Annotated in this window: 20 protein-coding genes; 6 read left to right on the top strand and 14 right to left on the bottom strand. The window is 67.3% G+C overall.

The window, feature by feature from the left end; all coding sequences use genetic code 11:
• Positions 1-81 precede the first annotated feature (81 nt).
• Together AACH40_RS02485 and AACH40_RS02480 are read right to left on the bottom strand one after the other, a co-directional pair.
• Positions 82-657, bottom strand: a complete 576-nt coding sequence (locus tag AACH40_RS02485) for a group I truncated hemoglobin (protein ID WP_422394873.1) — start codon at positions 655-657, stop codon at positions 82-84.
• Positions 658-668: 11 nt separating this feature from the next.
• Positions 669-1583: a DUF3034 family protein gene (locus AACH40_RS02480; protein ID WP_338644061.1), complete on the bottom strand. Its 915-nt coding sequence runs from the start codon at positions 1581-1583 to the stop codon at positions 669-671.
• A gap of 133 nt (positions 1584-1716) precedes the next feature.
• On the opposite strand from AACH40_RS02480, the gene AACH40_RS02475 reads away from it, so the two are divergent.
• Both AACH40_RS02475 and AACH40_RS02470 read left to right on the top strand, forming a co-directional pair.
• Positions 1717-2373: a methylamine utilization protein gene (locus AACH40_RS02475; protein WP_338644060.1), complete on the top strand. Its 657-nt coding sequence runs from the start codon at positions 1717-1719 to the stop codon at positions 2371-2373.
• Complete coding sequence (locus tag AACH40_RS02470) at positions 2370-4718, top strand: putative bifunctional diguanylate cyclase/phosphodiesterase (RefSeq protein ID WP_338644059.1); 2349 nt, start codon at positions 2370-2372, stop codon at positions 4716-4718. The genes AACH40_RS02475 and AACH40_RS02470 overlap by 4 nt, the downstream gene beginning before the upstream one ends.
• Before the next feature lie 33 nt (positions 4719-4751).
• Here AACH40_RS02470 and AACH40_RS02465 read toward each other — a convergent pair whose 3' ends face one another.
• The 3 genes from AACH40_RS02465 to AACH40_RS02455 form a co-directional block, all read right to left on the bottom strand.
• Positions 4752-5957, bottom strand: a complete 1206-nt coding sequence (locus tag AACH40_RS02465) for a DUF2252 family protein (protein ID WP_338644058.1) — start codon at positions 5955-5957, stop codon at positions 4752-4754.
• A gap of 92 nt (positions 5958-6049) precedes the next feature.
• The gene (locus AACH40_RS02460; protein ID WP_338644057.1) at positions 6050-8332 is read right to left on the bottom strand and encodes a CoA transferase; all 2283 of its coding nucleotides are present in this window, start codon (positions 8330-8332) and stop codon (positions 6050-6052) included.
• A gap of 79 nt (positions 8333-8411) precedes the next feature.
• Positions 8412-9599: an aromatic ring-hydroxylating dioxygenase subunit alpha gene (locus AACH40_RS02455; RefSeq protein ID WP_338644056.1), complete on the bottom strand. Its 1188-nt coding sequence runs from the start codon at positions 9597-9599 to the stop codon at positions 8412-8414.
• A gap of 171 nt (positions 9600-9770) precedes the next feature.
• Between AACH40_RS02455 and AACH40_RS02450 the strand changes: the two genes are divergently transcribed.
• The gene (locus tag AACH40_RS02450; RefSeq protein WP_338644055.1) at positions 9771-11264 is read left to right on the top strand and encodes an aldehyde dehydrogenase; all 1494 of its coding nucleotides are present in this window, start codon (positions 9771-9773) and stop codon (positions 11262-11264) included.
• A gap of 69 nt (positions 11265-11333) precedes the next feature.
• On the opposite strand, the gene AACH40_RS02445 is transcribed toward AACH40_RS02450, so the two are convergent.
• The 4 genes from AACH40_RS02445 to AACH40_RS02430 are packed head-to-tail and all read right to left on the bottom strand — an operon-like array spanning position 11334 to position 15658.
• Positions 11334-12506, bottom strand: a complete 1173-nt coding sequence (locus AACH40_RS02445) for a thiolase C-terminal domain-containing protein (protein WP_338644054.1) — start codon at positions 12504-12506, stop codon at positions 11334-11336.
• Complete coding sequence (locus AACH40_RS02440; protein ID WP_338644053.1) at positions 12503-12907, bottom strand: Zn-ribbon domain-containing OB-fold protein; 405 nt, start codon at positions 12905-12907, stop codon at positions 12503-12505. Before AACH40_RS02440 ends, AACH40_RS02445 begins: the two co-directional genes overlap by 4 nt.
• The gene (locus tag AACH40_RS02435; RefSeq protein WP_338644052.1) at positions 12904-14130 is read right to left on the bottom strand and encodes a cytochrome P450; all 1227 of its coding nucleotides are present in this window, start codon (positions 14128-14130) and stop codon (positions 12904-12906) included. Before AACH40_RS02435 ends, AACH40_RS02440 begins: the two co-directional genes overlap by 4 nt.
• A 25-nt stretch (positions 14131-14155) precedes the next feature.
• Positions 14156-15658: a class I adenylate-forming enzyme family protein gene (locus tag AACH40_RS02430; protein ID WP_338644051.1), complete on the bottom strand. Its 1503-nt coding sequence runs from the start codon at positions 15656-15658 to the stop codon at positions 14156-14158.
• A 199-nt stretch (positions 15659-15857) separates the two neighbouring features.
• On the opposite strand from AACH40_RS02430, the gene AACH40_RS02425 reads away from it, so the two are divergent.
• Positions 15858-17477, top strand: coding sequence for a GMC family oxidoreductase (locus AACH40_RS02425; protein WP_338644050.1), 1620 nt, complete (start codon positions 15858-15860; stop codon positions 17475-17477).
• A gap of 80 nt (positions 17478-17557) precedes the next feature.
• The gene (locus AACH40_RS02420) at positions 17558-20017 is read left to right on the top strand and encodes a TonB-dependent receptor (protein WP_338644049.1); all 2460 of its coding nucleotides are present in this window, start codon (positions 17558-17560) and stop codon (positions 20015-20017) included.
• 72 nt (positions 20018-20089) lie between these two features.
• On the opposite strand, the gene AACH40_RS02415 is transcribed toward AACH40_RS02420, so the two are convergent.
• From AACH40_RS02415 to AACH40_RS02405, 3 genes are all read right to left on the bottom strand, one after another.
• Positions 20090-20785 (bottom strand): TetR family transcriptional regulator, encoded by a 696-nt coding sequence (locus AACH40_RS02415; protein WP_338644048.1) that lies wholly within the window; start codon positions 20783-20785, stop codon positions 20090-20092.
• A 129-nt stretch (positions 20786-20914) separates the two neighbouring features.
• On the bottom strand, positions 20915-21304 hold the full coding sequence (locus AACH40_RS02410) for a nuclear transport factor 2 family protein (protein WP_169492174.1): 390 nt from the start codon (positions 21302-21304) through the stop codon (positions 20915-20917).
• A gap of 132 nt (positions 21305-21436) precedes the next feature.
• Positions 21437-22687 carry an amidase gene (locus AACH40_RS02405; RefSeq protein WP_338644047.1) on the bottom strand — a complete coding sequence of 417 codons (1251 nt, stop codon included), beginning with the start codon at positions 22685-22687 and terminating at the stop codon, positions 21437-21439.
• A gap of 137 nt (positions 22688-22824) precedes the next feature.
• On the opposite strand from AACH40_RS02405, the gene AACH40_RS02400 reads away from it, so the two are divergent.
• Positions 22825-24039 carry an MFS transporter gene (locus AACH40_RS02400; protein ID WP_338644046.1) on the top strand — a complete coding sequence of 405 codons (1215 nt, stop codon included), beginning with the start codon at positions 22825-22827 and terminating at the stop codon, positions 24037-24039.
• A 1-nt stretch (position 24040) separates the two neighbouring features.
• On the opposite strand, the gene AACH40_RS02395 is transcribed toward AACH40_RS02400, so the two are convergent.
• Positions 24041-24628, bottom strand: coding sequence for a malonic semialdehyde reductase (locus AACH40_RS02395; RefSeq protein WP_338644045.1), 588 nt, complete (start codon positions 24626-24628; stop codon positions 24041-24043).
• Between the two features lie 114 nt (positions 24629-24742).
• Positions 24743-25825 carry a pyrimidine utilization protein A gene (gene rutA / locus AACH40_RS02390; protein ID WP_338644044.1) on the bottom strand — a complete coding sequence of 361 codons (1083 nt, stop codon included), beginning with the start codon at positions 25823-25825 and terminating at the stop codon, positions 24743-24745.
• Between the last annotated feature and the right edge of the window lie 9 nt (positions 25826-25834).

Below are 25834 nucleotides of genomic sequence, written 5' to 3'. Positions count from 1 at the left end.
GTCGGGACGGACTGATATCCGCTCGCGCGAATTTGTCTATCGTTTAAATAGACTTTCCGCCGCTGCCGGCGCCTGCGCGGCTCAGCGCTCGACGACGTCCTTGTCCATCGGCGCCAGCTTGGCGAGCAGGCGGTTCTGCGCGGCGAACGGCACCTTGCTCTCGCGCATCGCGCGCTGCAGGTTTTCGACCAGCGCGTTCATGTTGCCGCGCGTCACGCCCAGCCCCTTGTGCGAACTCTTCATGTCGCGCCCGGAATAGGTGCAGCCGGCATCGAGCAGGTAGCAGAACTGTTCGAACAGCGTGCGGCGCAGGCGGATCATGTCGTGGTTCTTGAAGATGTCGGCAATGCGCGGATCGGCGATGTTGAGATCGACGAAACGGCCCACGATGCGGCGGATGCCCGCCTGCCCGCCGAACGCCTCGGCCATGCGCGCGCCGGTAAAGGGCGTGGACCCCGCGTTGGCGAGGGACTGGGAATAGGGATCGACCGGAAGTTCGCCGGTTACGGGATCGGGCACCTTCTTGGCGACGCCGAATTCCTTGGCCCAGTCGACCGCGCCAGGATCCTCCTGCGCGGCGGATTCGGGCGGCGGGGCCGCCGGCTCGGCAGCGGCAGGATCGGCGGCAACGAGAGCGAGAGCGAAAAGCACAGACACGGGCAAGTCCTTCAGAATGCCAGCTGGAGCGAGACGAGCGCGCCGCGCTGCCCATCGAAGGTCGCCACCGAGCCGACATCGACATAGGCGGCGGTCACCGTGGCGTGGCGATCGAACGCCCAGGCCACGAACAGGTCGTGCGCATCGTCCTCGCGCGCGATGCCCAGGTTGTCGGGCCGCGTGCGCACTTCCCCGCCGACGACGAGGCGCGAGGTGAGCATGTAGGCGAGCGAGCCTTCGAACTGCAGCGTGCGCGCACTGCCCTTGGGCCCGCCGAAGCCGAGCAGGCCGAACTGGTTGGCACTGGTCCACCGCGCGGTGGCGTTGACCAGCACGCTTTTCGACAGGATCAGCTTGGTCGCGCTGGCGGTGAAGTCGGTGCCGCTGGCGGATTTCGCGCCCACCGCGCGGACGATCGCGCCGTCGAGGCTGCGCTTGTGCTGCACCCCGATGCTGATCTGCGGCAGCCACGGCGATCCATAGACGGTATCGCCGACAAGGCGCAGCTTGGCGCCGAAGATGTCCTGATTGAAGCGGAAGCCTTCGCCCAGCCCCAGCGCCGCGCCCACCTTGCGCGTGTCGAAGTTCTGCCGGGCATAGGACAGCTCCACGCGGTCACGGATGCCCACCGCAACGCCGTGGCTTTCCCAGCCATAGTCGGGCAGCGCGATGCCGGTGACATGGGCGGACAGACCGATGCCGCGATCGGTTTCCATCCCCGCGATGGTCGACCAGCTCGCCAACCCGCCCCCGCTCGCCCCTTCGATCGAGGCAATGCCGTTGGTCAGGATCAGCTTGTCGCCATCGAGCAGCGGGTCGGCCTGGGCGGGCGTGGCGCCAGCCAGCAGCGCGGCGGCGGCGGCAGCGCCGGCGACCGCCAGCCGGCGGCGGGTCCGGCCGGGTGCGCCGGATGCAGGGTTGGTCATGGATAGGGTCACGAAGATGGCACCGAATTCGAAAGAGTTCGAATGGAATTAACCAGAATTTCTTAGGAATTTCTAAAGCATGCCGTCGTGTCGGTTTCGAGTTTCTTAGGAGTTTTCGGTCAATCGAAGCGCCATGCGCCCCTCGTCCAATATCCGATTCGTCCGCACCGCCCCCCGTCGCTGCGCCCTTGTCGGCATGCTGCTTGCCGCACCGCTGCTGGCCTCGGCCGCCCCGCTCGCGACGCTGCCGGTGCAGGTGGTGGACCAGGCCGGAATGCCGCTGCGCGATGCGGTGATCGAGATCCGGCCCCCCGCCGGCGACACCCGCCGCCCGTCCTTCCCGTGGCGCAACGCGATGGCGCAGAAGAACCAGACCTTCGTTCCCGGCACGCTGATCGTGCCGCAGGGCGCGGTGGTCGCCTTCCCCAACTTCGACACCGTGCGCCACTCGATCTACAGCTTTTCGAAGCCCGGCCCGTTCCGCATCGACCTGTACGGGCAGGACCAGACGCGCACGCAGCAGTTCCGCATCGCCGGCACGATCGCCCTGGGCTGCAACATCCACGACAAGATGCGCGGCTATATCCGCGTGACCGACACGCCCTATGCCGCGCGCAGCGATCTCAACGGCCTTGCCAGCATCGATGGCCTGGCCCACGGCAGCTACGACATCGTCGTGTGGCACCCGCGCATCCGCGGGGCAAACGGCGAATGGCGCGGCAAGCTGGTGCTCGATCCGGGCAAGCGCGCCCGCATTGCCGTGGCGGTGCGACCGGACAACGGCGCATGAACCGGCGGGCGGGCTCGCCGCTAGACAGGCTGGTCCGCGCGGTGCGCGGCTTCGTCGCCTTGCGCGTGCGCACGCTCGGCAGCCGCATCGCCCTGCTCTATGTCGCCCTGCTCGCGGTGGTGATGGCGGTGACCATCGCCGTCGCCAGTTCGGGCATCGCCCGCTTCGCCCGCGAAACCGCCGAGCGCGACCTTGCCGCCAATGCCCGCGTGTTCGACCAGATCATCGCCACCCGGCAGAAGCAGCTGGCGGATTCGGGCGAAGTCGTCGCGCATGACTTCGGCTTCCGCGAAGCCTTCGCCACCGGCGATGCGCCCACGCTCGTTTCCGCGCTGCAGAGCCTGCGCGATCGCGCCGGGGCGAGCGAGGCGGCGATCGTCCAGCTCGACGGCAGCGTGATCGCGTCCGGCCCGGGGCACCCGATCAACGGCGCCGCGCTGCTCAACCGGCTTGAAAACGGGGCCGATCGCGGCGTCATCCGCCTTGGCCGCGCGCAGGCGCTCGCCGCTGCCGTGCCGATCGAGATGCCCGACCTTGCCGGATGGCTGGTGCTCGCCAAGACGCTGGGGCCGGCCGACATGGCGCAGCTTGCCCGGCTCTCGGCCGTCCCGGTCGAAGCGCGCGTGGTCGATCGCGCGGAGCTTGGCAACGGGCTCGGCGCCGTCGCGCTTGGCCGCATCGCCGAAGTCGAGGGCAGCCGCGGCGGCAAGCTCGTGCGCGTGTCTGCGGTCGCCAGCCTGCAGGACGGCAGCGCGCCGCGCCTTGTCCTTGCCCATTCGATCGAAGCGGCCATGGCCCGCTACACCATGCTGCGCATCGTGCTGGCGCTGATCGGCATGATCGGCCTGATCGCCGGCGCCATCGCCGCGATCCGCCTGTCGCGCGGGATCGCCCGCCCCTTGCGCTCGCTGGCGGACGCCGCGCGCGCCTATGGCGAAGGCGCGGTGTCCAAGGTCCGGGTCGAAGGCGCAGCCGAAGTGCGCTCGCTCGCGCTCAGCTTCAACAATATGGTCGATGCGGTGGAAGAGCGCGAACAGCAGATCATGCACGCCTCGCTTCACGACGTGCTGACCGGCCTGCCCAATCGCCGCTTCTTCATCGAGAAGCTGGACCGCGCGGTCGCGCGCCAGAACGCCCAGCACCGCACGCTCGTCGCCTTCATCGACATCGACGATTTCAAGGCGATCAACGATGCGATGGGCCACCCGGTGGGCGATGAACTGCTGCGCACCGTTGCGCTGGCGCTGCAGGACCGCTTCCCCGATGCGATGGTCGCCCGCTTCGGCGGTGACGAATTCGGCCTGCTGCTGCCCGGACTCGATCCCGCGACCGACTGCACCGCGCTGGCCCGCGTGCTCGAAACCGGGCTCAATCGCGAAATGGTGATCGACGGGCGCAGCATCTTGGTTTCGGCCAGCGTCGGCATTGCCATCGGCCCGCAGGATGCCGACACCGCCGATGCGCTGCTCAAGTGCGCCGACCTTGCGCTCTATCGCGCCAAGAGCGACGGCAAGGGCGCCTACCACTTCTTCGAGCCCGAGCTCGATGCCGAAGCGAGCCGCCGCCGCCGGATGGAGATCGACTTGCGCCACGCGATCCGCGATGGCGACTTCGAGCTCTATTTCCAGCCGCTGTTCTCGATCTCGCAGAACCGGGTGAAGGGCTTCGAAGCGCTGATGCGCTGGCCGCACAAGGAACACGGGATGGTCAGCCCTACGGTGTTCATCCCCATCGCCGAGGAATCCGGGCTGATCGTCCAGCTGGGCGAATGGGCGCTGCGCGAAGCCTGCCGGCAGGCGGCGCAATGGCCCGACGACATCTCGGTGGCGGTCAACATCTCGCCGCGCCAGCTCGTTGCCGATGGCCTTGCCACCTGCGTCACCCAGACGCTGGCACAGACTGGCCTTCCCGCCGCCCGATTGGAGCTGGAAATCACCGAGAGCGTGTTCATCGGCAATGTCGAAAAGACGCTCAAGATCCTCCATTCGCTGCAAGCGCTGGGCGTGCGCGTGGCGCTCGACGATTTCGGCACCGGCTATTCCTCGCTCAGCTATCTGCGCTCGTTCCCGTTCAACAAGATCAAGATCGACCAGAGCTTCGTGCGCGCGCTGGGCGAAGGGGACAGCGCCCGCGCCATCGTCCGCGCGATCACCACGCTGGCCGATGCGCTCGACATGGAAACGCTGGCCGAAGGCGTGGAAACGCAGGAATGGCTCGATACGCTGCGCAGCGAAGGGTGCGACATGATCCAGGGCTACCTGATCAGCCGCCCCGTTCCGGGCCGCGACGTTGCCCGCCTGCTTGCCGTGCAGAACGGAGGCGAAGCAAGGCGCGCAGCGGGCTGACCGTTCTCATACCAAGGTGCGCGGACCTTGGTATCAGGCCGCTTCCAGCAGGGAGTAGCGGCGGCAATGTTCGAGATAGCCCGCCTCGTGCGAGGCGGTCAGGTCCACCACGCTGTCCCACAGCCATGACGGCGCATCCAGTTCGCTGCGCGCGCGCTGCGCCAGCGAACGGCGCCATTCGCGCCGCTCAGCCAAGTCCATCTGCCGGGCATGGGCGACGCCGACCACATAAGCGAGATAGCGCGCCGCCCGCGTCGCCTCTGCCCGCGTGAACTGGTCGACTTCCAGCTTCAGATCCTGCGGCATCAGTTCGCGCAGCACCACCGGCTTGTCCATCACCCGTGTTGCCAGCATGCGATCGCCAAGGTTGGGCGAAAGCGCGCGGGCACCGGCGACCACCCGCTCCGCCGGATCGGAAGGCATGCGCGCGGCGGCGGCGGCGGTCACGGGCGCAACGGTCGCAACCGCCTCCTTCAGGTCGATCAGCGCATAGCCGCCCGGGTCCTTCTTCGAACCGCCGATGGCGACCAGCGCGGCATAGCGCAGCTTGCCCAGCGAACTGCAGCCCTTGCGCCAATAGGCGGCATCGATCAGCCGGACGCGATCGTCGGCATCGCGCCCCTTCAGCGCCAGGATCGCGCCGCACACTTCGGGCCGGGTGAACAGGCGTTCCAGCTCGGCGCGTTCCGCATCGGTCAGCGCCCAGAACTTCTTGCCCCGCGGCAGGCGTAGATCGACATCGTCAAGCCGTTCCTGCGCAAGGTGCCGCCAGCGCCGGCCGAGCGCCCGCCTGCGCACCGTGCGTACGACGTTGGGTTCGGGGGTTTCGTCCTCGTCGCCCAGCGACAGGGCGTGGTCATAGCCCACGACCATTTCCTCGATCATGTGCGCGGTGGTCACGCCCGGAAGGTCCGACCCGCGCGCCGCCGTTGCCAGCGACAGTCCCAGCCGGATCAGGTCGTGCGCGGGATTGCCGATCACCGTCTGGTCGAGGTCGCGGATCATGACGTCGACATCGCCTTCGGTGCTGGCGACCGGGCCCAGGTTGCCCAGATGGCAATCCCCGCAGATCCACACCGCAGGCGCTTCGGGCAAGTGCGACGATGCGGGCGAACTTGCCAGCCATTCGTAGAACTTCTGCGTGTTGCCGCGCACGTAGGCATGCGTCGAGCGCGCCATCTTGAGCGCGCGAAGCCGCTCCAGCGTTGGACCACGTTCAAGAACCCGCTGCGTCATCATCCACCTTTGTTGCTGGATCGTAACAACGCGTGACACGGATTCCGGCACCGACGCCGGCGAAAATTAGCCCAACAAGGAAGCTCGGCGCGCGATCAGGCCGCAGCGGGGGCCGTGGCCACGTGCCTCTGCGCTTCGGCCAGCAGCGCCTCGCCCGTCGGTTCGAGCACGCCTTGGGCGACAAGGTCGGCCAACGCGTCGTCGGTTAGGCCGAGCCAGTCGCGCATGGCCTCGAGCGTCTGCTCGCCGGCAAGCGGCGCCGCCACGTTCGGCGGGGGCGGCACGTCGTTGCCGTGGACCACGAAGCTTTCGCCCATGACCTTTTCCACCAGCCAGGGATGATCCTCGACGCGGAAGAAACCGCGTTCGCGATACCAGCGATGTTCGGGCAGTTCGGCCAGCCGCAGCATCGGCGCCGAAGGCACGCCCGCGCCCTGCAGGACCGCCACGGCATCGTCGCGGGTATGGCCGGCAAGCCACTGTTCCAGCGCGGCGCGGATGGCATCGCGCGCGGCGTGGCGCTTGCTGGGCGTATCGAGAGCAGCGGCATCGGCATAGCCGATGAGCGCGGCCAGCGCCTGCCAGTCGGCCATGTTGCGCACGGTGACCGCGATCCAGTCATCATCGCCCTTGACGCGATAGGCGCCCCACGGCGCTTCGCGCACCGGCGCGATCTCGCCGCTCGCCAGGTACTCGGCGAAGTGCCACAGCATGACTTCGGCCTGCGATACGCAACTCAGGCCCCCTGCCCCGGTGCGCAACCGGCGGATCAGCAGGGCGACCACCCCCATCGCGCAGATGCGCCCGGCGACGTGGTCGGGATAGACGGTGATCGCGTCGCTGAAGCTTACCGGATCGTCGGGATAGCGCCAGGCGAGCGTGAGCCCGGTCGCGGCGCGGACCAGCGGGCCATAGCCCATGCGCCCGCTCCACGGCCCGCTGTCGCCGAAGGCCGAGCTTTCGGACAGGACGATGCGCGGATTGGCGGCCAGCAGCACCTCGCGCCCCAGGCCCAGCTTTTCGAGCGTGCCGGGCTTGAAGTTCGAGCACACCACATCGGCCTGCCGTACCAGATCGAGGAACAGCGCCCGGCCCCGCTCGGAACGCAGATCGAGCCCCACGCTGCGCTTGTTGCGGTGACCCGCGCCGAAGCTGACCGACATGCCGTGCTTGAGATAGGATTGCCGGCTGCCGTCAGGGAAGGCCTGGCTTTCGATCTTGAGCACATCGGCGCCCAGGTCGCCGAGCAGGCGGCTCTGTTCGGCGCCCACCACGATCACGCCGAAATCGAGCACCTTGAGCCCGGCGAGCGGCAACCCGTCCGAGGTCTTTTCCCGCACGGTACCGAAGCTTGCCGCAACCGGTTCGGCAAGCGGCCCCATGCGCGCGCCATCGACCGTGCTGGCGCCATCGACCAGTTGCCGCCCCTCCGCCGTGGACACCACGGGCTTGCGCGCCGCAGCGTGGTCGGAGGCGACGAATTCGGCCATCGAGCGCAGCCCCGCGATCGGCACGCCGTGCGCCTGGCCTTCGCGCTCGCATTCGGCGCGGGTGCGCGTGGCGAAGAAGGCGGCGAGGTACGGGATGAGATCGGGCGAGGCGTAGCGCGCGGCCATCGTGTCGAATTCGGGAGCGGCGAACTGCGCGGGCTCGCCCATCCAGGCGAACATGCCGCGCCACTGCCGCTTGGCGAGCAGGCAGATGCGGACGTAGCCATCGGCGCAGGCGAAGATCGGGTAGAGCTGGCCCTTGGGCGGGCGGGCACGGTCGAGCAGGCCGACCGGCTTGCCCAGCGTGGCGCTGCCGTTGATGCCGAAGCCGGGATCGAGCGCCTGCACCGCGCCTTCGAGCACCGAGAAATCGAAATGCGCGCCCCGCCCGCTGCCGAGCGCGCGATAAAGCGCGGCGGTCAGCGCGAAGGCGGCCTGCGCCGCGGCGCAAAGCTGGGCGAGATCGCCCGGCGGCAACAGCGGATCGCCGAGCCCGATGCCGGAGCGCGAGAGCATCGCGCTCATCGCGTGGATTACTGGGCCGGTCGCCTGCCAGTGGGACAAGCAGCTGTCGGTTCCGAACGGGCTCACCGCCATGGAGACGAGCTCGGGCCGCCTGCGCCGCCAATCGGCCAGCGACGGCCAGTCGGCGGCATCGACCACCACGACATGCGCGGCGGCGATGGCGGCGTCCGCCTCGGCCGAACCGATCGCGCCGTCGTGCAGCACCTTGCCCGCCTGCCACGGCGCATCGCGGCCATCGTCGCCGGCGAAGCGGTCTACGCGGGCGCCAAGGTCTGCGAGGTGGCGGGTAATCGCGGCGAGCGGCCCGCCGACGGCATCGACGATGCGGATGCCGGCGAGCGGGCGGTCAACGGGCAAGGTCATGGGCGACAGGGCTTCCTAATCGATCGATTAAACCGCTTCATTCCACGCGGTGCGCGCGGAATCCAGCGCGATGTGCCGATCAGGGCAGGTAGCTGTCGAGAACCCCGTAATAGGTGGCGATCGAGGCTTCGAGCCCCGAATAGACGCACGTGTCGAGTGCGCCGGTGGACAGCCCCGCCTGGCTGATCTCGGCTGCGCGGAAATCCTCGTTGCCGAAGACGTTGAGGATCATCTCGTACGAGCGGGCGTAGAGCTCCTCCGCCTTGGGATTGTCGGGCTTGCTGCGGGTGAGCATGTGGTATTCGACCGTGGTGTGATCGACGCTGCGCGGCTGCAGCAGCATCACCGAGATGTACCACGGGCTGGTGATGACCACGCAGTTGGGGAACATGTTGTAGACCGTGGTGACGGTCTTGTGGACGTTTTCGCCTTCGATATCGAGGTCTTCGGGCGTGAAGTTGGCCTTGCCCGAAAGCTGGCGGATCGTCGGGCCGAGCAGGTCGACCACGTTGGGCACATCGGCGAACATCGGGCCCACGGTCTGCGCGTGCAGCCGCTGGACGTGGTAGCCTTCGAGGAAGGGTTCGAGCACCAGCTTCCAGTTCGCGGCGATTTCGAACCGCTTCCGCCCGTAGACATGCATGCGCGGCAGATCGAGCGCTTCGAGATCGTCGGCGAGTTCGGGCACCAGCGGGGAGAAGTCCGGCTCTGCATGGCGATCGAGCATCACCCAGATGATCCCGCCATGTTCGCGCGCGGGCAGTTCGGCCAGATTGCGGGCGGTCTTGTCCAGATTGATGAAGGTTTCCGCGCGCGCGGCGGCGAGCAGCTTGCCATCGAGCCCGAAGCTCCACGCGTGATAGGGGCAGGTCATCCGCCCGGCCTTCACCGGATCGCAGGTTTCCAGCAGCTTGGCGCCCTTGTGCTGGCAGGCGTTGAGGAAGACGTGGACCTGGCCCTGCTTGTCGCGGCTGATGATCAGCGGAATGCCCAGCGCATCGTGGCCCATCGCGGTGCCCGGCTCTGCCACCAGCGCCGAAATCGCAAGCGGCACGGCGCGGGCGCGGAACAGGTGCTCCTGCTCCAGCGAGAAGCGTTCGGGCGAGGTGAAGATGGTGGCCGGCTTGGTGAATTCGATCTTCGGAACGACCGCTTCGTCATGCCGCGCGATCTGCTTCATCGCCAGGCGCTGGCCTTCGCTGAGGTCCGCGAACGTCTGGATCAGGGGCAGCGCCGGGGCGGCGGCGAGCGCAGCAGGAGCGTTCATGGACATATCCTCTTCCGTATTTCGATTCGAACGAAGGCGTATCATCGCCTAAATCTACTATCAATAGATATATGCACCGGGTGGCCGCAGCAAAGCCCTTGTCGCGGGCCTTATCTTATGGTGTTAGATTATAGGTCGGCGCCGAGCCACCGAGCATGGGAGAGAGTTTCGATGACCACGATTTCCGCAGCGTTGGCGCGCGTGTCCCAGCCCGATCGCCTGTTCATCGGCGGGCGCTGGATCGATGTGGAGGGAAGCGCGCGGCTGCGTCCGGTCAATCCGGCGACCGAGCAGCCGCTGCAGGATGTTGCGGCAGCCGGCCCTGCCGAAGTGGACAAGGCGGTGTCCGCCGCCCGCGCCGCGTTCGACAACGGGCCCTGGCCCCGCATGAGCCCGGCCGAGCGCGCCGCCGGGATGCGCCGCCTGTCCGCCGCGCTGGCCCGGCGCGGCGCGGCGGCCGATGCGTGCTGGCTGGGCCAGGTGGGCGTGCCCGCATGGATGGCCAGCGGCGCCAGCGCCGGCGCTGCCGGCCTGCTCGACATGTATGCGGCGATGGCCGAATCCTACGCCTTCGAGCGCGTCGGCCCGGCGCAGGGCATGGCGTGCGATACCGCCGTGGTGGTGAAGGAAGCGGTGGGCGTGGTGGCGGCGATCGCGCCGTGGAACGGGCCGCTCGCCTCGCTGCTGGTCAAGCTCGCGCCCGCGCTGGCCGCTGGCTGCACCGTCATCCTCAAGCCTTCGCCCGAGACCCCGCTCGAAGCCTTTTTGCTGGCAGAAGCGGCCGAGGAGGCCGACCTGCCGCCCGGCGTGATCAACCTGCTGCCCGCCGACCGCGAGGCGTCGGACCTGCTGGTGCGTCATCCCGGCGTCGACAAGGTGGCCTTCACCGGATCGACCGTGGTGGGCCTGCACATCGCGCAAGTCTGCGCGGCCCGCATGGCGCGCTACACGATGGAACTGGGCGGCAAGTCCGCCGCGATCGTGCTCGACGACTACGACCCCGCCGCGCTCGGCCCGGCGCTCGCCCCGCTGATCACGCTGCTGTGCGGGCAGGTCTGCATCAACTTCAGCCGCGTGCTGGTGCCCCGCGCGAAACATGACGCCTATGTCGAAAGCCTTGCCGCAGCGATGAAGGCGGTGGTCGTGGGCGATCCCGAAGCGGCGGGCACGATGATGGGGCCGCTCGCCATGGCGCGCCATCGCGACAAGGTGTTTTCCTATGTCGCGCAGGGCCTGGCCGAAGGCGCGCGGCTGGCGACCGGCGGAGTGCGCCCGCAAGCGCTCGAACGCGGATACTTCATCGAGCCGACCGTCTTTGCCAACGCCACCAATGCCATGGCCATCGCGCAGGAGGAAATCTTCGGCCCGGTGACGGCAGTGATCCCCTACGACAGCGAGGAAGAAGCCATCGCAATCGCCAATGCCAGCGACTTCGGCCTGTCGGGCGGGGTGTTCACCCACGACACCGACCGCGCCTATGCCGTGGCGCGCCGCATCCGCACCGGCACCTTCACGCAGAACGGGCGCGAGTTCGACCTGACCAATCCGTTCGGCGGGTTCAAGAAATCTGGCATCGGCCGCGAGGGCGGCGTCGAGGGGCTGGAAGCGTTCTGCGAGACCAAGACGGTGTTCCTGCCCAGGGCGCCGGCCATCCTGCAGGGCTGACGCCGCGCCGGGAGAAAGGCCAATCGGCCCCGGGGATCGGCGATCCCCGGGGTTGCGACCCGAAAGGCTTCAGAGCACCGCGTTGGCGAAGATCGCCGAGCTGACCGTGGGCGCGCCCGGCCCGCCCGCCAGCAGGCAGGTGCGTGCGCCGGCCACAGGGTTCGCGCTTTCGCCGCGCAATTGCCGCACGGCTTCGATGGGCAGGCCGATCCCGTGGATGAACCCCTGCGCCAGGTTGCCCCCGGCGGTGTTGACCGGCAGTGCGCCGCCCTGGGCGATGAGGTTGTCGAAACGGATCACGTCCGCGGCGTTCTCGTAGGTGCAGAAGCCGTGGTCGATCAGCGACATGACGCCTTGCGCGTCGAAGTTTTCATAGAGCTGGACGCAGTCGATGTCGGCCGGCGACAGGCCGGTCTGCGTGTAGAGGTCGCGCGCCACGGCGCGGAAGCCGCCGGTGGCGTAGAGGTCGTCGGCGTCGTTCTCCATCAGGTCGCCCCAGCCCGCTTCAGCCCCTTGCGCGCAGCCGAGCAGGTAGACCGGCGGCTTGGCCAGATCGCGCGCGCGTTCGGCCGAGACCAGCAGCAGCGCCCCTGCCCCGTCGTTTTCGCGGCTGCAGTCGTAGAGGCGGAAGGGTTCGGCGATCCAGCGGCTGGTGCGCAGCGCTTCGATGTCGAAATCCTGCCCATAGGCGACGGCTTCGGGATTGTTGCGACCGTGGTGGTAGGACGCGCGCACCAGATCTTCCACCAGCGCAGGGTTCACGCCGTGGTGTTCGAACAGGCGCTGGGCGCGGATCGCGCACATCTGCGCTGGCGCGACGAGCCCGGCCGCAAGCAGGTGATCGTTGAGGTGGTGCGCCATGACCGCAGCGGACATGCGCCCGCTCGCCCCTTCGGCAAGGGCGCGGAACACGATGACCGCGCTCGCCTGGCCGGACAGGATCGCGCCCGCCGCGACGCCGAACGCGCCGGCAATGCCGCCGCCGCCCCCGCCCCACACGGCCGCCGAATAGGACAGGCGGCGCGTGCCGAGATCGGGCATCAGGCGGACGGGTTCGTTCTTGTCGTCGCCATAGGAGACGAAGCCGTCGACCTCGGCCGGATCGAGACCGGCTTCGGCGCAGGCATCGAGGATCGCTTCGACCAGCAGGCTGCGTTCGGGCAGCGGCGCGGCGCCGCGCTTGAACTGGCGCAGGCCGACGCCCGCAACCGCCGTGGTGCCGTACAACGGATGGCTGGTCATGCGGTGCGGCTCCAGATGATGGCGGGGATGCGGTCGTCACCGACAAGGGTTGCGTCGATCCGGCCGGTCAGCGCTTCGCCGATGCGCGGATCGGCAGGCGCCGGATCGTCCATCCGGCCCATCAGTCGCACGCCGCAGTCCGCGACTTCGGCCACGATGCTGACGTAGGGCACGTCGAGGCTTTCGGTCATGCCGAAGCGGTGCCAGGTCCGCGTCCACGAATAGAGCGTGGCCTTGAGCGGGCGCTCTTCCCAGACGACGCCGATATGTCCGCACGCGCCGCAGCGATGCGCGGCAGGCCAGGCCCAGCGCGCGCAATGCGCGCAGCGCGGCAGGAGCAGGCGGCCCTGTTCAAGGCCCTGCCAGTAAGGGGCGTCGGCCCCGTCAAGGCGATGGTTCATTTGGGTTCCCAGGCAATTGGCAGCGATTCGAGCGCCATGACCGTGCCAGTGCGGAAGGGCCGGGGATCGTCGCTCGCCAGCCGGAACGACTTGACGCGCTTGAACCACTCTTCGGCCAGCACGCGGATTTCCGCGCGCCCCAGCACATGGCCGATGCACAAGTGCGGACCGGTGGAAAAGGTAACGTGCGCCGCCTTCTTGCGATCGATGTCGAACACGTTGGGCGAGGCGAACTTGCGGTCGTCGCGGCTGCCGCAGGGCAGCAGGTTGAGCACCATCTCGCCTTCGCGGAAGGGCACGCCGAGCAGGTCGATGTCCTTGACGACAAGGCGCGGGGTGTTGACCACGCCGAACAGGCGGACGGCCTCGTCGGCAAACGCGGTCGACAGGCCGGCCGGATCGGCGGCGATGCGGGCCTGCAGATCGGGCATCTGCGCCAGCTGCTGGAAAGCGAATCCGGTGACGTTGGTCACCGTGTCCATGCCGCCGAGGAAGAGCACGAAGCTCATCGCGAGGATCTCCTCCTCGCTCATCCGGCGGCCGTCTCCCATGTCAGCCTCGATGAAGTGGCTCATCAGCTTGCCATCGGGTGCGCTGCGCTTTTCATCGACGAGGCCCTTGAGGATGCCGAGGATCTGGCCGCTCAGCGCCTCGATCCTGGCCGCATCGTGCTGGTTTTCGAAGAAGGCTTCGGCAATCGCGCGGAATTCCTGGAGGCGCGACAGGTCCATGCCCATCAGTTCCATGAACACGCTGACCGGGAACACCTTGGCGACGTGCGCCATGAAATCGAACTCGCCCCCGGTGGCGAGCGCATCGTCGATGATCGTGGCCGCCCATTCGTGCAGGCGGGGCTCCATCGCCTTCACCGCGACCGGGCCGAACAGCGGCGACATGGCGCGGCGATAGGGCAGGTTTTCGGGCGGATCGAGGCTGAGCGGAATGAAGAAGGGCGGATTGGGCACGCGCGGGATCTGCATCTCGCGCACCGAGAAGTGTTCGGGATCGCCCGCCACGGCGGCAATCGCATCCATGCGGCGCACCATCCAGTGCCCGCCATTGAGCGGGGTCCAGAAGATATCGGGCGCCTGCGCCAGCGCCGCGGCATAGGTGCCCTGGACATCGCTGCCGACGCGTTCATCGCCATAGATATCGAAATCGAACACGAGATCGGCGGGTACGTGCGGCGGGATGGCCCGCGAAATCGCAGCAGTTTCGGTCATGGTTTGGCTCCTTGGTCGGAGATGATCAGCGAACTTTGGGAAGGCGTTCGTGCGCGCCGGCATAAGCCTCGCGCACCGCCGGCTTGGACAGCTTGCCGGTGGCAAGGCGCGGCAACGGCTCGGCCGAGAAGGCGACGTAGCGCGGCACCTTGTAGTTCGAGAGATTGGCGTCGCAGTGGCGGATCAGCGCCGCGACATCGACTTCAGCCGCACCGTGGTAGACCACCAGCGGGGTTTCGCCGAACTTCGGGTCGGGCGCGGCGATGGCCAGCGCCTCGGTCACGCCCGGGAATTCGCACACCACCCGCTCGACTTCGGCGGCGGAGATGTTGAGCCCGCCGGAAATGATCAGGTCCTTCATCCGGTCGACGAAGGTCAGCAGGCCGTCCTCGTCGAGCACGCCGATGTCGCCCGACCAGAGCCAGCCGTCGCGCAGGGCCTTGGCCGTCTCGTCCGGGTTGCGCCAGTAGCCGACCATCATGCCGGGCGAGCGCATCACGATTTCGCCCTGTTCGCCCGGCGCGCAGTCGGTGCCGTCGGGGCGAACGACGCGGATGTCGATGAACGCGCCGCCCCAGCCGCACTTTTCCGGGCTCGCGAGGGCGAGGTGTTCGGGCATGATCGTGGCGTTGCCGCCGACTTCGGTCTGGCCGTAGATCTGGCGGATGACGATGCCCTTGGCGCGGTACGTTTCGAGCAATTGCCGGCTGACCCGCGCGCCGCCAGCGGTGGCGAGGCGGAGCGAGGACAGGTCCGCCTGTTCGAACTGCGGCAGCGCGGCGATGAATTCGAAGAACGCCGGGACCGCGCCGAAGCAGGTGATCCTCTCGTGCTGGATCAGGTCGAGCGCACGGGCCGGATCGAACTGCGGCTCCATGTAGAGCGTGCAGCCGAGCGTGGTGTAGTGCATCAGCTGGACGAAGCCTGCCGAGGTGTTGAGCGGGGCAAGCGTGATGACCCGGGACCCCGCCGCCGCCGAGGTTTCCTCGACCGACCAGTTCGCGGCATAGGCCGTCATCGTGCGGTTGGTGAAGACCACGCCCTTCGGCTTGGCGGTAGAGCCGGAGGTGGCGATGATCACCACCGCCGCATCGGGTTGGGGATCGTGGGCGACGGCGGTGCGCGCGCCGTGGCGCAGCGCCAGCACATCGTCGAGCGGGCGCGGATCGAGCCCGGCTTCGCGCACGGCGTCCGCCTGGTCGGGCGCTGCGAACACCAGCCGCGGCTCGGTGGTTTCGGCCAGCTCGGCGATCTCGCGCGGCTTGTAGCGGAAGTTGATCGGGCTGACGATGCCGCCGGCGCGGATCGTGCCGAAGATCAGCGCGATGTAGGCAAGGCTGTTGGTCGAGCATACCGCGACCCGGTCGCCGGGCTGCAAACCGAAATTCAGCAGCATCGCCGCGACACGTTCGGACCAGTCGCGCAGATCACGATACGTAAGAACGTCGCCATGGAGAATGACTGCCGGCTGTTCGCCGCGCATCCGCGCCCACCAGGCAATCGCATTCGACAAGGTCTGCGCCATCATCTCCCCTCTTTCGCGGTCCTTCACCCTTCGCGGGCCGACCATTCCTGCTGCCGAACGGACGCTAACGCGGGCGATACCTAATGACAATAGATTTTGTTGCGGCCAGCGCAAACTCCACTTGCGAAGCGCTGCGCAAGCTGTCAATCTATGGCCATTAGATAGATCGTGCAGGCGGCACGGCGCGTGGGGAAGAGATCGCGTGAAGAGCTTTGATTACATCATTGCCGGTGCAGGTGCGGCTGGTTGCGTGCTGGCCAACCGCCTTTCGGCCGATCCCTCGATTCGGGTCTGCCTGATCGAAGCGGGTCCGCGCGACACGCACCCCTTCATTTCGATGCCCAAGGGCCTGGCCAAGGTGATGAACGATCCCAAGCACCTGTGGGCCTATGCCAGCGCGCCCGAAGCGTCGACGGCGGGCGCTTCGGAGACGTGGGTGCGCGGACGCGTGCTCGGCGGGTCAAGCTCGGTCAACGGCATGATGTACGTGCGCGGACAACCTGCGGACTTCGACGCCATCGCCGAGCTGACCAGCGACGACTGGTCGTGGCGGCACATCGGCGCGGCTTATGCCGCGCTGGAAAGCCACGAGCTTGGCGCGGGCGACACGCGCGGCGATTCGGGGCCGCTCAAAGTATCGATGCCGACGTTGCAGGACGAACTGTCCGAGGCGCAGATTGCGGCCGGCGCGGCGCTCGGCTGGCCGCGAAAGGCCGACGTCAACACGCCCGACAACGGCGAGGCGATCGGCTATACCCCGCGCACCATCCACAAGGGCAAGCGGCAGAGCGCGGCCACGGCGTTCCTGCGCCCGGTCGAAAGCCGGCCCAACCTGACGGTCCTGGTCGAATCGACCGTCGATCGCGTGGTGTTCCGGGACGGGCGCGCTGTCGGCATCGAGATCCTGCGCAACGGCAACCGCGAGACGATCGACTGCCATGGCGAGGTGATCGTCTGCGGCGGCGCGATGGCGAGCCCGGCGATCCTGGAGCGGTCCGGGATCGGCGATCCCGTCCGGCTGCGCGCGCTCGGCATCGCGCCCGTGCACACCGCGCCCGAAGTCGGCGAGAACCTGATCGAGCATCGCGGCCTGATCATGCAGTGGAAGCTGAAGCGGGACATATCGCAGAACAAGGAGTTCGGCGGGTGGCGCCTGCTGCGGTCGGCGCTGCGCTATTACCTGACCAAGAACGGCCCGATGGCGGCGGCGGCCTATGAGCTTGGGGCCTGGTTCCGCACCCGCCCCGGCCTGAACCGCCCAGACGCACAGATGCTGATCGCGCCGTTCTCGTTCGACTTTGCCAAGAACCGGCAGGATGTGGAACGTCACCCGGGCATGCACGTGGTGGTCTATGCGCTGCGCCCGACGTCGCGGGGTTCGATCCACATCAACACCACCGATCCCGACGCCGCGGCCACCTTCAGCCCGAACTATCGCGCCAACGATGCCGATCGCACGGCGATGATCGGCGCGGTGCGCGTGGTGCGGCAGTGGGCGGCACAGCCCCCGCTTGCCGCGCTGATCGAGGAAGAGACGATGCCCGGGCCCGCCTTTTCCACCGACGAGGAGATCCTGGCCGCCTACGACCGCTTCGGCACCTGTGCCTATCACGCGGTGGGATCGTGCCGGATGGGCAAGGACGAAGGCTCGGTAGTCGATCCACGGACCCGCGTGCGCGGGGTAGAAGGACTGCGCGTGGTCGATACCTCGATCATGCCGGTCATCCCGGCGGGCAACACCCAGGGGCCGACGATGGCCATGGCCTGGCGTGCGGCCGACCTGATCCTTGCAGACCGGAGGCAGCTGGCCCGCGCAGCCTGAGCTTTTGCGAGGCCGCAAGAGCCGCTCTGCGTCCAGATTTTTATCCTATGCATGTTAGATTATTGGGGAGGAATGAAAAGATGACCCGTCCAACTATCGGCCGCACACTGACGCTGGGTTCGGCGCTGGCGACGACGCTGGTGCTGCTGGCGCCAGTACAGGCGATGGCGAGCGAGGATCAGGCCGCGCCTGCACCGGTCACGACCGCCGCCGCGCAGGCGCCTGACGACAACGTATCCACCGACGAGATCATCGTCAGCGCGCGTCGCCGTACCGAACGCCTGATCGACGCGCCCGTCGCCATCACTGCGGTGACCGGCCAGACGCTGAGCCAGTACCAGGCGACCCGCGTGTCCGACATCGCGACGATGGTGCCCTCGCTGATCGCGGGCAAGGCGGCATCGGGCTCTTCGGCGTCGATCTTCCTGCGCGGCGTCGGTTCGACCGCGCTTTCCGCCGGGTTCGACCAGTCGGTCTCGTTCGTCATCGACAACATCGCGATGAGCCGTGGCCGTGAAATCAGCCTGCCGCAGTTCGACATCAAGGGTGTCGAAGTGCTCAAGGGCCCGCAGGCGCTGTTCTTCGGCAAGAACACCACCGGCGGCCTGATCTCGGTGACCAGCAATGGCCCGACCGACCATTTCGAAGCCGGCCTGAAGGGCGGCTATGGCTTCAAGGCGCGCGAACGCTATGTCGAAGGGTTCGTCTCGGGCCCGGTCACCGAAGGAATCACGGCGCGTCTTGCCGGCCGCTATTCGAAGAGCGACGGGGCCTTCACCAACACCGCTGCCGACAGCTACACCAACTATATCCCCGACCAGTTCCGCACGCGCAATTCGGACCGTCGCGGCTTTGCCGAAAGCTATGGCGTGCGCGGCACGATCGACGCGCAGGTGACCGACAGCTTCAAGCTTGAGCTCAAGGCCGGCCTGACCAGCGTGGTCGACGGCGGGCCGACCGATACGCTCGAGCGCATCTGCGGTGGCGGACGCACCACGCCGCTGCCGGCCAACGGCATTCCTTCGAGCCCCAACACCGATTGCCGGATCGACGGCCGCGCCGACAGTTCCGCCCTGCCCGTGCAGGTCGCCACGACCGGCATGCGCTATGCCCGCGACGGCAAGCTGTATGGTGATTTGAAGTCGCAGTACGCGGTGCTGACCGGGACGATCGAAAGCGATCCGTTCGACGTCACCTCGATCACCGGGTACTACCACTTCAAGCAGACCGACCTGAACAACGTCAGCGGCGAATCCTACCCCGCCAGCTTCTCGCAGCTCGCCGATTTCAAGCAGTTTTCGGAAGAAATGCGCTTCCAGTCGAAGTTCGACGGGCCGTTCAACATCCTGTTCGGCGCGTTCTATGCCCACGGCAAGTTCGTGTTCAACACCGATGCCTACATCTTCCCGGTGCCGCTCGATCCGATCAACAACACCTATACCACGTTCAAGCGCGACAACGGCTTCAGCACGGATTCGCTGTCGTTCTTCGCCGAAGGCACGCTCAACATCTCGCCCAAGCTCGAGCTTTCGGGTGGTGCGCGCTACAGCCGTGAATCGCGCGACAGCTATCAGCGCTCGCTTCCCGCGCACATTGCCTTTGCCGGCGCGTTCCCGGGCGGGATCTCGCTCAAGGACAAGTACGACGAAGGCAACCTGTCGCCGCAGGTCACGCTGCGCTACAAGCCTTCGAGCGACCTGACGCTCTATGCCGCGTACAAGCAGGGCTTCAAGGCGGGCGGCTTCAACATCTCGCAGGCCCTGACGCCGGCAGCCTCGGTCGCGGCCGGCCGCTACAAGTCGGAAACCGCAGAAGGTGGTGAAGTGGGCGTGCGCACCTTGCTGCTCGACCGGCACCTGAGCTTCAACCTGACCGCCTATCGCTACGTCTATTCGGACCTGCAGGTGCAGTTCTTCGATCCGGTCACCGTATCGCTGACCGCGGGCAACGCCGGCAAGCTGCGCACGCAGGGGATCGAGGCGGACTTCAACTTCCGTGTGCCGGGTCTCGACGGGTTCTCGCTGCGCGGTTCGGCGGCGTACAACGATGCCGAGTACCAGGACTTCATCGGCCAGTGCTATCCGGGGCAGACGCTGTCGCAGGGTTGCAACCTGCTGCAGGTGGGCGGCGTGGGCAACGCGCAGGACTATTCGGGCCGCACCCCGCCCAAGGCGCCGCACTTTGCCGGGCGCGCCGGCTTCACGTACGAGACGCCGGTCGGCGGCGACATGTCGCTGCGCCTGAACGGGGACGTCGGCTATACCTCGAAGTACAACTTCACCGACGCGCTGCGCCCCGATGCAGTGCAGAAGGGCTATGCCAAGGTCGATGCCTCGATCAGCCTGTCGGGCAAGGACGGGCTGTGGACCGCATCGCTGATCGGCCGCAACCTGACCAACAAGCTGGTGGTGACCGCGGCCAACGACATCCCGTTCGCCGGCGGCACGGGGACCGGTACGGCCAGTGGCACCGTGGCCGACATGTCCGCCTTCGTCGACAACCCCCGCGAAATCTTCGTGGAAGTCGGCTTCAAGTTCTGAATTTCCTGTCCAGTAAGAAGCTGGGGCGGCGCCATTGGCGTCGCCCCTTTTTCGTGTCCGGTCCTAGGCCGCCTAGTTGCGGCCGTAGCGCGCGCGCAGGCCGTCGAGGATCACCCGCAGCGCCTCGACGAACACGGTCTCCTCGTCGCTGGGCGCTGCATCGAGCGCGGCGGCGAGCACCGGGAACTGCTCGCGATCGGGCACGGGAGTCGAGGGGGTGTGGTGGCTCGCCGCCGCTGCCGCGAACAGGGTGAAGCCGAACGTGAAGCGCTCGATCGCCTCGAGCACGACGACGTGGGTTTCGGGCGGATAAGGACACGTCGCCAGCGTGCGCTCGTAGGCCGGCAGCACGACCTGACGGGGAAAGAAGCGCAGCGCCAGCGGCGCGGCATTGGGATGGCGCATGGTGACGCGGTAGGTCGCGAGCGCCAGCTCGATCGTGCGCGTCTCCCAATCGTCGGACCAGGTGTCCTGCTCGACATTGATCTTGTGAAGCAACAGCCGCGCCACCTTGACCAGCAGCGCCTCCTTGTCGCGGAAGTGATGGTAGAGCGAAGGCGCCCGGACCCCCATCTGCTGCGCCACCGCCTGCAGGCTCAAGCCCTCCAGCCCCTGGCGATCGATGATCTGCAGCGCCGCCTCGGCCGCTGCCTCACGCGTGATGAGGGGGGAAGCCGGCCGCCCGGCGCGCGGTACCCGCTTGGCAGGTTCCGCCCCGCCCGGCCCGGATTTCGCCTTCACAGGCTTTGCCACAAGCTTCGCTTCCATCTTCGACCGGTACCCACACAGTTAACTCGCGCCATTTCTAAACACAGTCGATTTCGCTCCTTCAAGCAAGTTCGGGCGCAGGAGGCCGTTCTTTGTAAGGAAGTACCGCTTGCGACCCGCCCATTGCCCTTAGCCGGGCGCCTGCTGCGCCAGCCGCGTCAGGTCGAGGGATTCGAAAACCTCGGTGATGCCCTGTTCGCCATGGCGGGCGAACAGGGTGTATTCGTTCTCGTACGGCAGATCGTTGGCGCGGAACCGCGCGCGGTAGATGAAGCGAACCGCGCTGCATGTGGCCGACCCCGTTTCGTCGAGGATCTCGACCGAGCAATCCGGGTAATAGACCTCGCCCCAGACTGAGCGGTTGAACGCGGATACCGCGTCGATCCCCTTCATCGGCACGGGAAAAGGCAGCGATGGCGGCAGGCTCCATTCCACGTCGGGCGCATAGAGGCCGGCCATTGCCGAAGGGTTGCCGAAATTGCGCACAAGCTGGCCGGCAAGCGTTGGTTCAGTGGCCATCGTTTCCTCTCCACGATCTAGGCGGACAGACTGAAGCAATCCTGCCCGCTGCGCCAGTCGGGACCGAAAACTGCCCGTGCTTTGCCGCGCGGCATTGCAGGGCGGGTTTCGCCGCGAGCCGAACGCGCTCAATCAGGCGGGCAAGGGCTGGTTTTCCTTCAACAGGGCGATCAGTTGCTCCGCCGCCTGAAGCAGGCGCCCATCCGAAAAGCGCGGCCCGACGAGACTGAGGCCAAGGGGCATGCCGTGGCTGGCGCGGTAGAGCGGCAGGTTGAGGACCGGAAGGTGCAGCAGTGTCCAGTGCTGGTTGAACAGGGGGTTGCCCGGGCCGCGTCCCAGCGGGGCGATCCCCGGCGCGCTCGGTACCAGTACCGCGTCGAACTGCGCGAACAGCGCTTCCACCGCCGCCCGCAATTGCGCGACGATGTCGTAGGATCTGCGCAGGACGTCGTCATCATGGCGCTCACGGCTCGCCACGCGCTGGTGGAAATCCTGATGCAGCAGATCGGGCGCGCGGCGTGCGAGATCGAGAAAGGCTGCCCCGCCTTCGCGATGGAGGATGGCGTGAAAGGCGGGTTCGAGCGCGTCGCACCCACCCGGCAAGTCGATGGCCGCGGTCTCGACGCCACTTGCGGCAAGCCTTCGGGCAGCGTCGGCAAGTGCCGCTCGCGTGTCGGACTCTGCCTGCTCGAACCAGGGCGTGCGGCAGATCGCGATGCGCAGGGGCCCATCCGGCAGGGAGGCGCGGGCAAATCCGAAGACGCCGGCGACGCGCTGGAGCAGGCCGAGGTCGCGCGCGTGGAAACCGACGGTATCGAGGCTGTTGGCATAGAGCTTCACGCCTTCCCGCGAGATCAGACCCCAGGTCGGCTTGAAGCCGTAGATGCCGCAGAAGCTCGCCGGCCGGATCGTCGACCCGCCGGTCTGCGTCGCCAAGGCGAGGTCGACGTGGCCATCGGCAACCGCTGCGGCAGAGCCCGACGAGGAGCCGCCGGGGGTGCGGGCAAGGTCGTGCGGGTTGGCCGTGGCGGCATCGCGGCCCGCTGCGGCAAATTCGGTCGTGTCAGTCTTGCCGACGATGATCGCGCCGGCAGAGCGCAGCACCGAAACGCAGGGCGCGTCCAGCACCGCGGGCAGGCTTGAGCCCAGCGGCGAATTGTGCCGGGTCGGCATGCCCGCCACATCGATCACATCCTTGACGCCGACAGTCACCCCTTCCAGCGGTCGCTCGCCTTCGCCACTCTCTCCTTCGTAGATCTTCCCGGCCGCATTCGGATCGAGATGTGTCCAGGCGCGCACTTGCGAGTCGCGCAGGCCGATGCGCTGCATCGCCGCGCGCAAGGCGTCCCGACGCCCTGGGCGTGTGGAATTGTGTGAGTCCACGGCTGTCGCTCCTTTGCACTGGCCGCCGCAGCATCACGGACGACACCCTTAATGTAAAGCTTTTCATTAAGCAGTTGCATTGCGGTGTGCCTTGCTGCAACCGGCGGTCGTTTCCATCCGGTGAGCACCCGACAGCGATGCACAGTTCGAGCAAGCATGACGCCCCGCTTCTCCGCGTCCTCGTGCTCACCACGCTGGTGCAGGTCATCGCCACGGCGGTGGCGCTGGCGCTCGCGCCAATCGCGCCGCGCGCCGCACTGGGCTTCGGCATCGATGCGCATTACGTCGGTTATCAGATCAGCCTGATCTACATGGCCGGCGCGCTGGGGTCCGCGCTTGCCGGGACACTGCTGCAGCGCCACGGCGCCTATGTCATCGAGATCGTAACCCTGCTGCTGTTCGCGGCGGGACTGGTGCTGCTGGCCACCAGCACGCTGTGGATCGGCATCGTGGCATCGCTGCTGATCGGGCTCGGCTACGGCCTGCAGAACCCGGCATCGTCGCAGATCCTCAATGCCGCGTGCCCGCCCGCCAAGCGCAGCGTGGTGTTCTCGATCAAGCAGGCGGGCGTGCCGCTGGGGGCGGTGCTGGCGAGCCTTTCCCTGCCCGCGCTCGATGCCGCGTTCGGATGGCAGCGGACGCTGGCTGTGGCGGCCATCGTGCCCGCAGCGCTTGCGCTCAAGCTGTGGGTGGATCATCGCGACGCCCCCCACGCACCGGCCGCTCGCCGGTCGTTCCGGGCGAATTTCCTGGCCGAGCAGCGCCTCGTCTGGAAGTCGCGACCGCTGCTGGTGCTGTCGCTGGTCGGCATGGTCTATTCGGCGGCGCAACTTTCGCTATCGGCCTTCATCGTGCTGATGCTGGTGGAGGATCAGGGCTGGAAGCTGGCGACTGCCGCGGCGGTGGGCGGAGCCCTGCAGGCCAGCGGCGCCGCTGGCCGCGTCAGCTGGGGCTGGCTGGCCGACCGGGCGGGATCGGGCTTCGCGATCCTGGCGCTGATCGGTCTGCTGAGCACGACCGGGCTTTGCGCCCTGCCCTTCCTGATGCGGTTGCCGGTGTTCTTGCAGGTGGGCCTGCTGGTGGCGCTGGGCTTCAGCCTGTCCGGCTGGAACGGGGTCGCTATGTCGGAAATCGCCCGCTTCAGCCCGCCCGGGATGACCGGGCAAGTGATGGGCGGAGCGCTGGTCTATACCTTCCTGGGGGTGATGATGGGCCCGTCGAGCTATGCCCTGCTCTACGAGGTGACGGCCCGCTACGACGTGACCTTCGCCTGCATCGCGGCGCTGACCGCGGCGGGCGGCCTTGCCAGCATGGCGATGGCCCTGCAGCGCCGGACCATCGCCAAGGGGTAGATCACAGCAGCTGGCAGGCTTCCTCGAAGGCCAGGCGCGGCAGGCGGTCGAACGGCGTGTCGACGCCGTGTCCGATCGCGCAGAGGAAATTCGATGAAACCGCCGTGCCGGCAAAGAAATCGGCATCGAGCGCCTTCTGGTCGTAACCCGACATCGGGCCGCAATCGAGGCCCAGCGCCCGCGCGGCCAGCATCAGGTAGGCGCCTTGCAGCGTGGCGTTGCGGAAGGCGGTGTCGTGGCGCACCTGCGGATCGCCGAACCAGTGCTGCGCGCCGGGATTGTGCGGAAACAGCTGCGGGATCTTCTGCGCGAAATCGAGGTCCTGCGCGACGATGACGATCGCTGCTGCGTCGATGCTCTTGGCGGCGTTGGTTCCGGACATGTGCGCCGCGACCCGCGCCTTGGCCTCATCGCTCACGCAGAACACGAAGCGCGCGGGGCTGACGTTGGCCGAGGTCGGGCCCATCTTGACCAGATCGTAGAGGTCGCGCCAGGTGGCGTCGGGCAGGGATTCCTTCTGCCAGGCATTGCGCGAACGGGCCTGGGTGAAGAGCTGCGCGAGGGCAGCCTGATCGAGTGGCGATGACACGGGACTTGGGTCTCCTTGTTGGGGATCGGCAAAAAAGGGCAGGCCCGCGCGGTGAAGCGACGGACCTGCCGAGGGCCGGGACAAGCCCGGGTGGATCTGTGTGCGCCTTGAGCCTCAGGCGTTTTCGGAGACGATGTGCGCGCGGCACTCCATCAGCGGCTGAACGCGTTCGGCAAATTCGTCGAGCCCTTGCAGGAAGTCATCGAACGTCAGCATGATGCCCTTGGTGCCGGGGATCGAGGCCGCTTCGTCGAGCAGGCGGGCGACCGTCGCATGGCTGCCGATGAAAGTGCCGATGTTGAAATTGATCGCGCCTTCGGGAAGGTTGATGTGGCGCGCGGTGGAATTGCTGTCGGAGGTCGTGTCCTTCGAGCCCTGATCCGCCATCCAAGCGAGCGCGCCCATGTCGGCGCCGGCCTTGTAGTGCTCCCACTTGGCCATCGCTTCCTCGTCGGTTTCGCCCATGATGACCATGCACAGGATATAGGCGCCGACGTCGCGGCCCGACTTGCGCGAGGCCTCGACGAGCTTTTCGACGACGGGCGCGTGCTGGCGCGGCTGGTTGATGCCGCCGCAGGTGACGAAGTTGTAGTCGCCGTAGTTGGCGACGAAATCCATGCCCCGGTCGGACTGGCCGGCGCCGACGATCTCGATCTTGCCCTGGGGCTGCGGACCGAGCTTGCAGTCGCTCATCTGGAAGTACTTGCCCTGGAAGTCGGACTTGCCGTCCTGCCAGAGGTCCTTGAGGACCTGGACGTACTCCTCGGAATAATCATAGCGGTATCCGAAGTAGGCGTCGCCGGGCCAGAGGCCCATCTGGTCGTATTCGCCCTTCGCCCAGCCCGAGACGATGTTGATGCCGAACCGACCGGGCGCGATCGAATCGATCGTGGCGGCCATGCGCGCGACGATCGCGGGCGGCAGGGTCAGCACGGCCGTGGTCGCGAACAGCTTGATCCTGGTGGTCACCGCCGCAAGGGCGGACATCAGCGTGAAGCTTTCGAGGTTGTAGTCCCAGAATCTGGTCTCGCCGCCGAAGCCGCGCAGCTTGATCATCGAAAGCGCGAAGTCGAAACCATACCCTTCCGCCTTTTGGACCACCTCGCGGTTGAGCTCGAAGCTCGGCATGTACTGCGGCGCGTTCTTCGAGATCAGCCAGCCATTGTTTCCGATGGGAATGAAGACTCCGATTTCCATGTGCACGGT

Origin of the sequence: Novosphingobium olei, assembly GCF_037076535.1 — a bacterium.
Lineage (GTDB): Bacteria > Pseudomonadota > Alphaproteobacteria > Sphingomonadales > Sphingomonadaceae > Novosphingobium > Novosphingobium olei.
The sequence above is the reverse complement of the archived record's forward strand: the minus strand, read 5'-3'. Positions and strand labels throughout refer to the sequence as shown.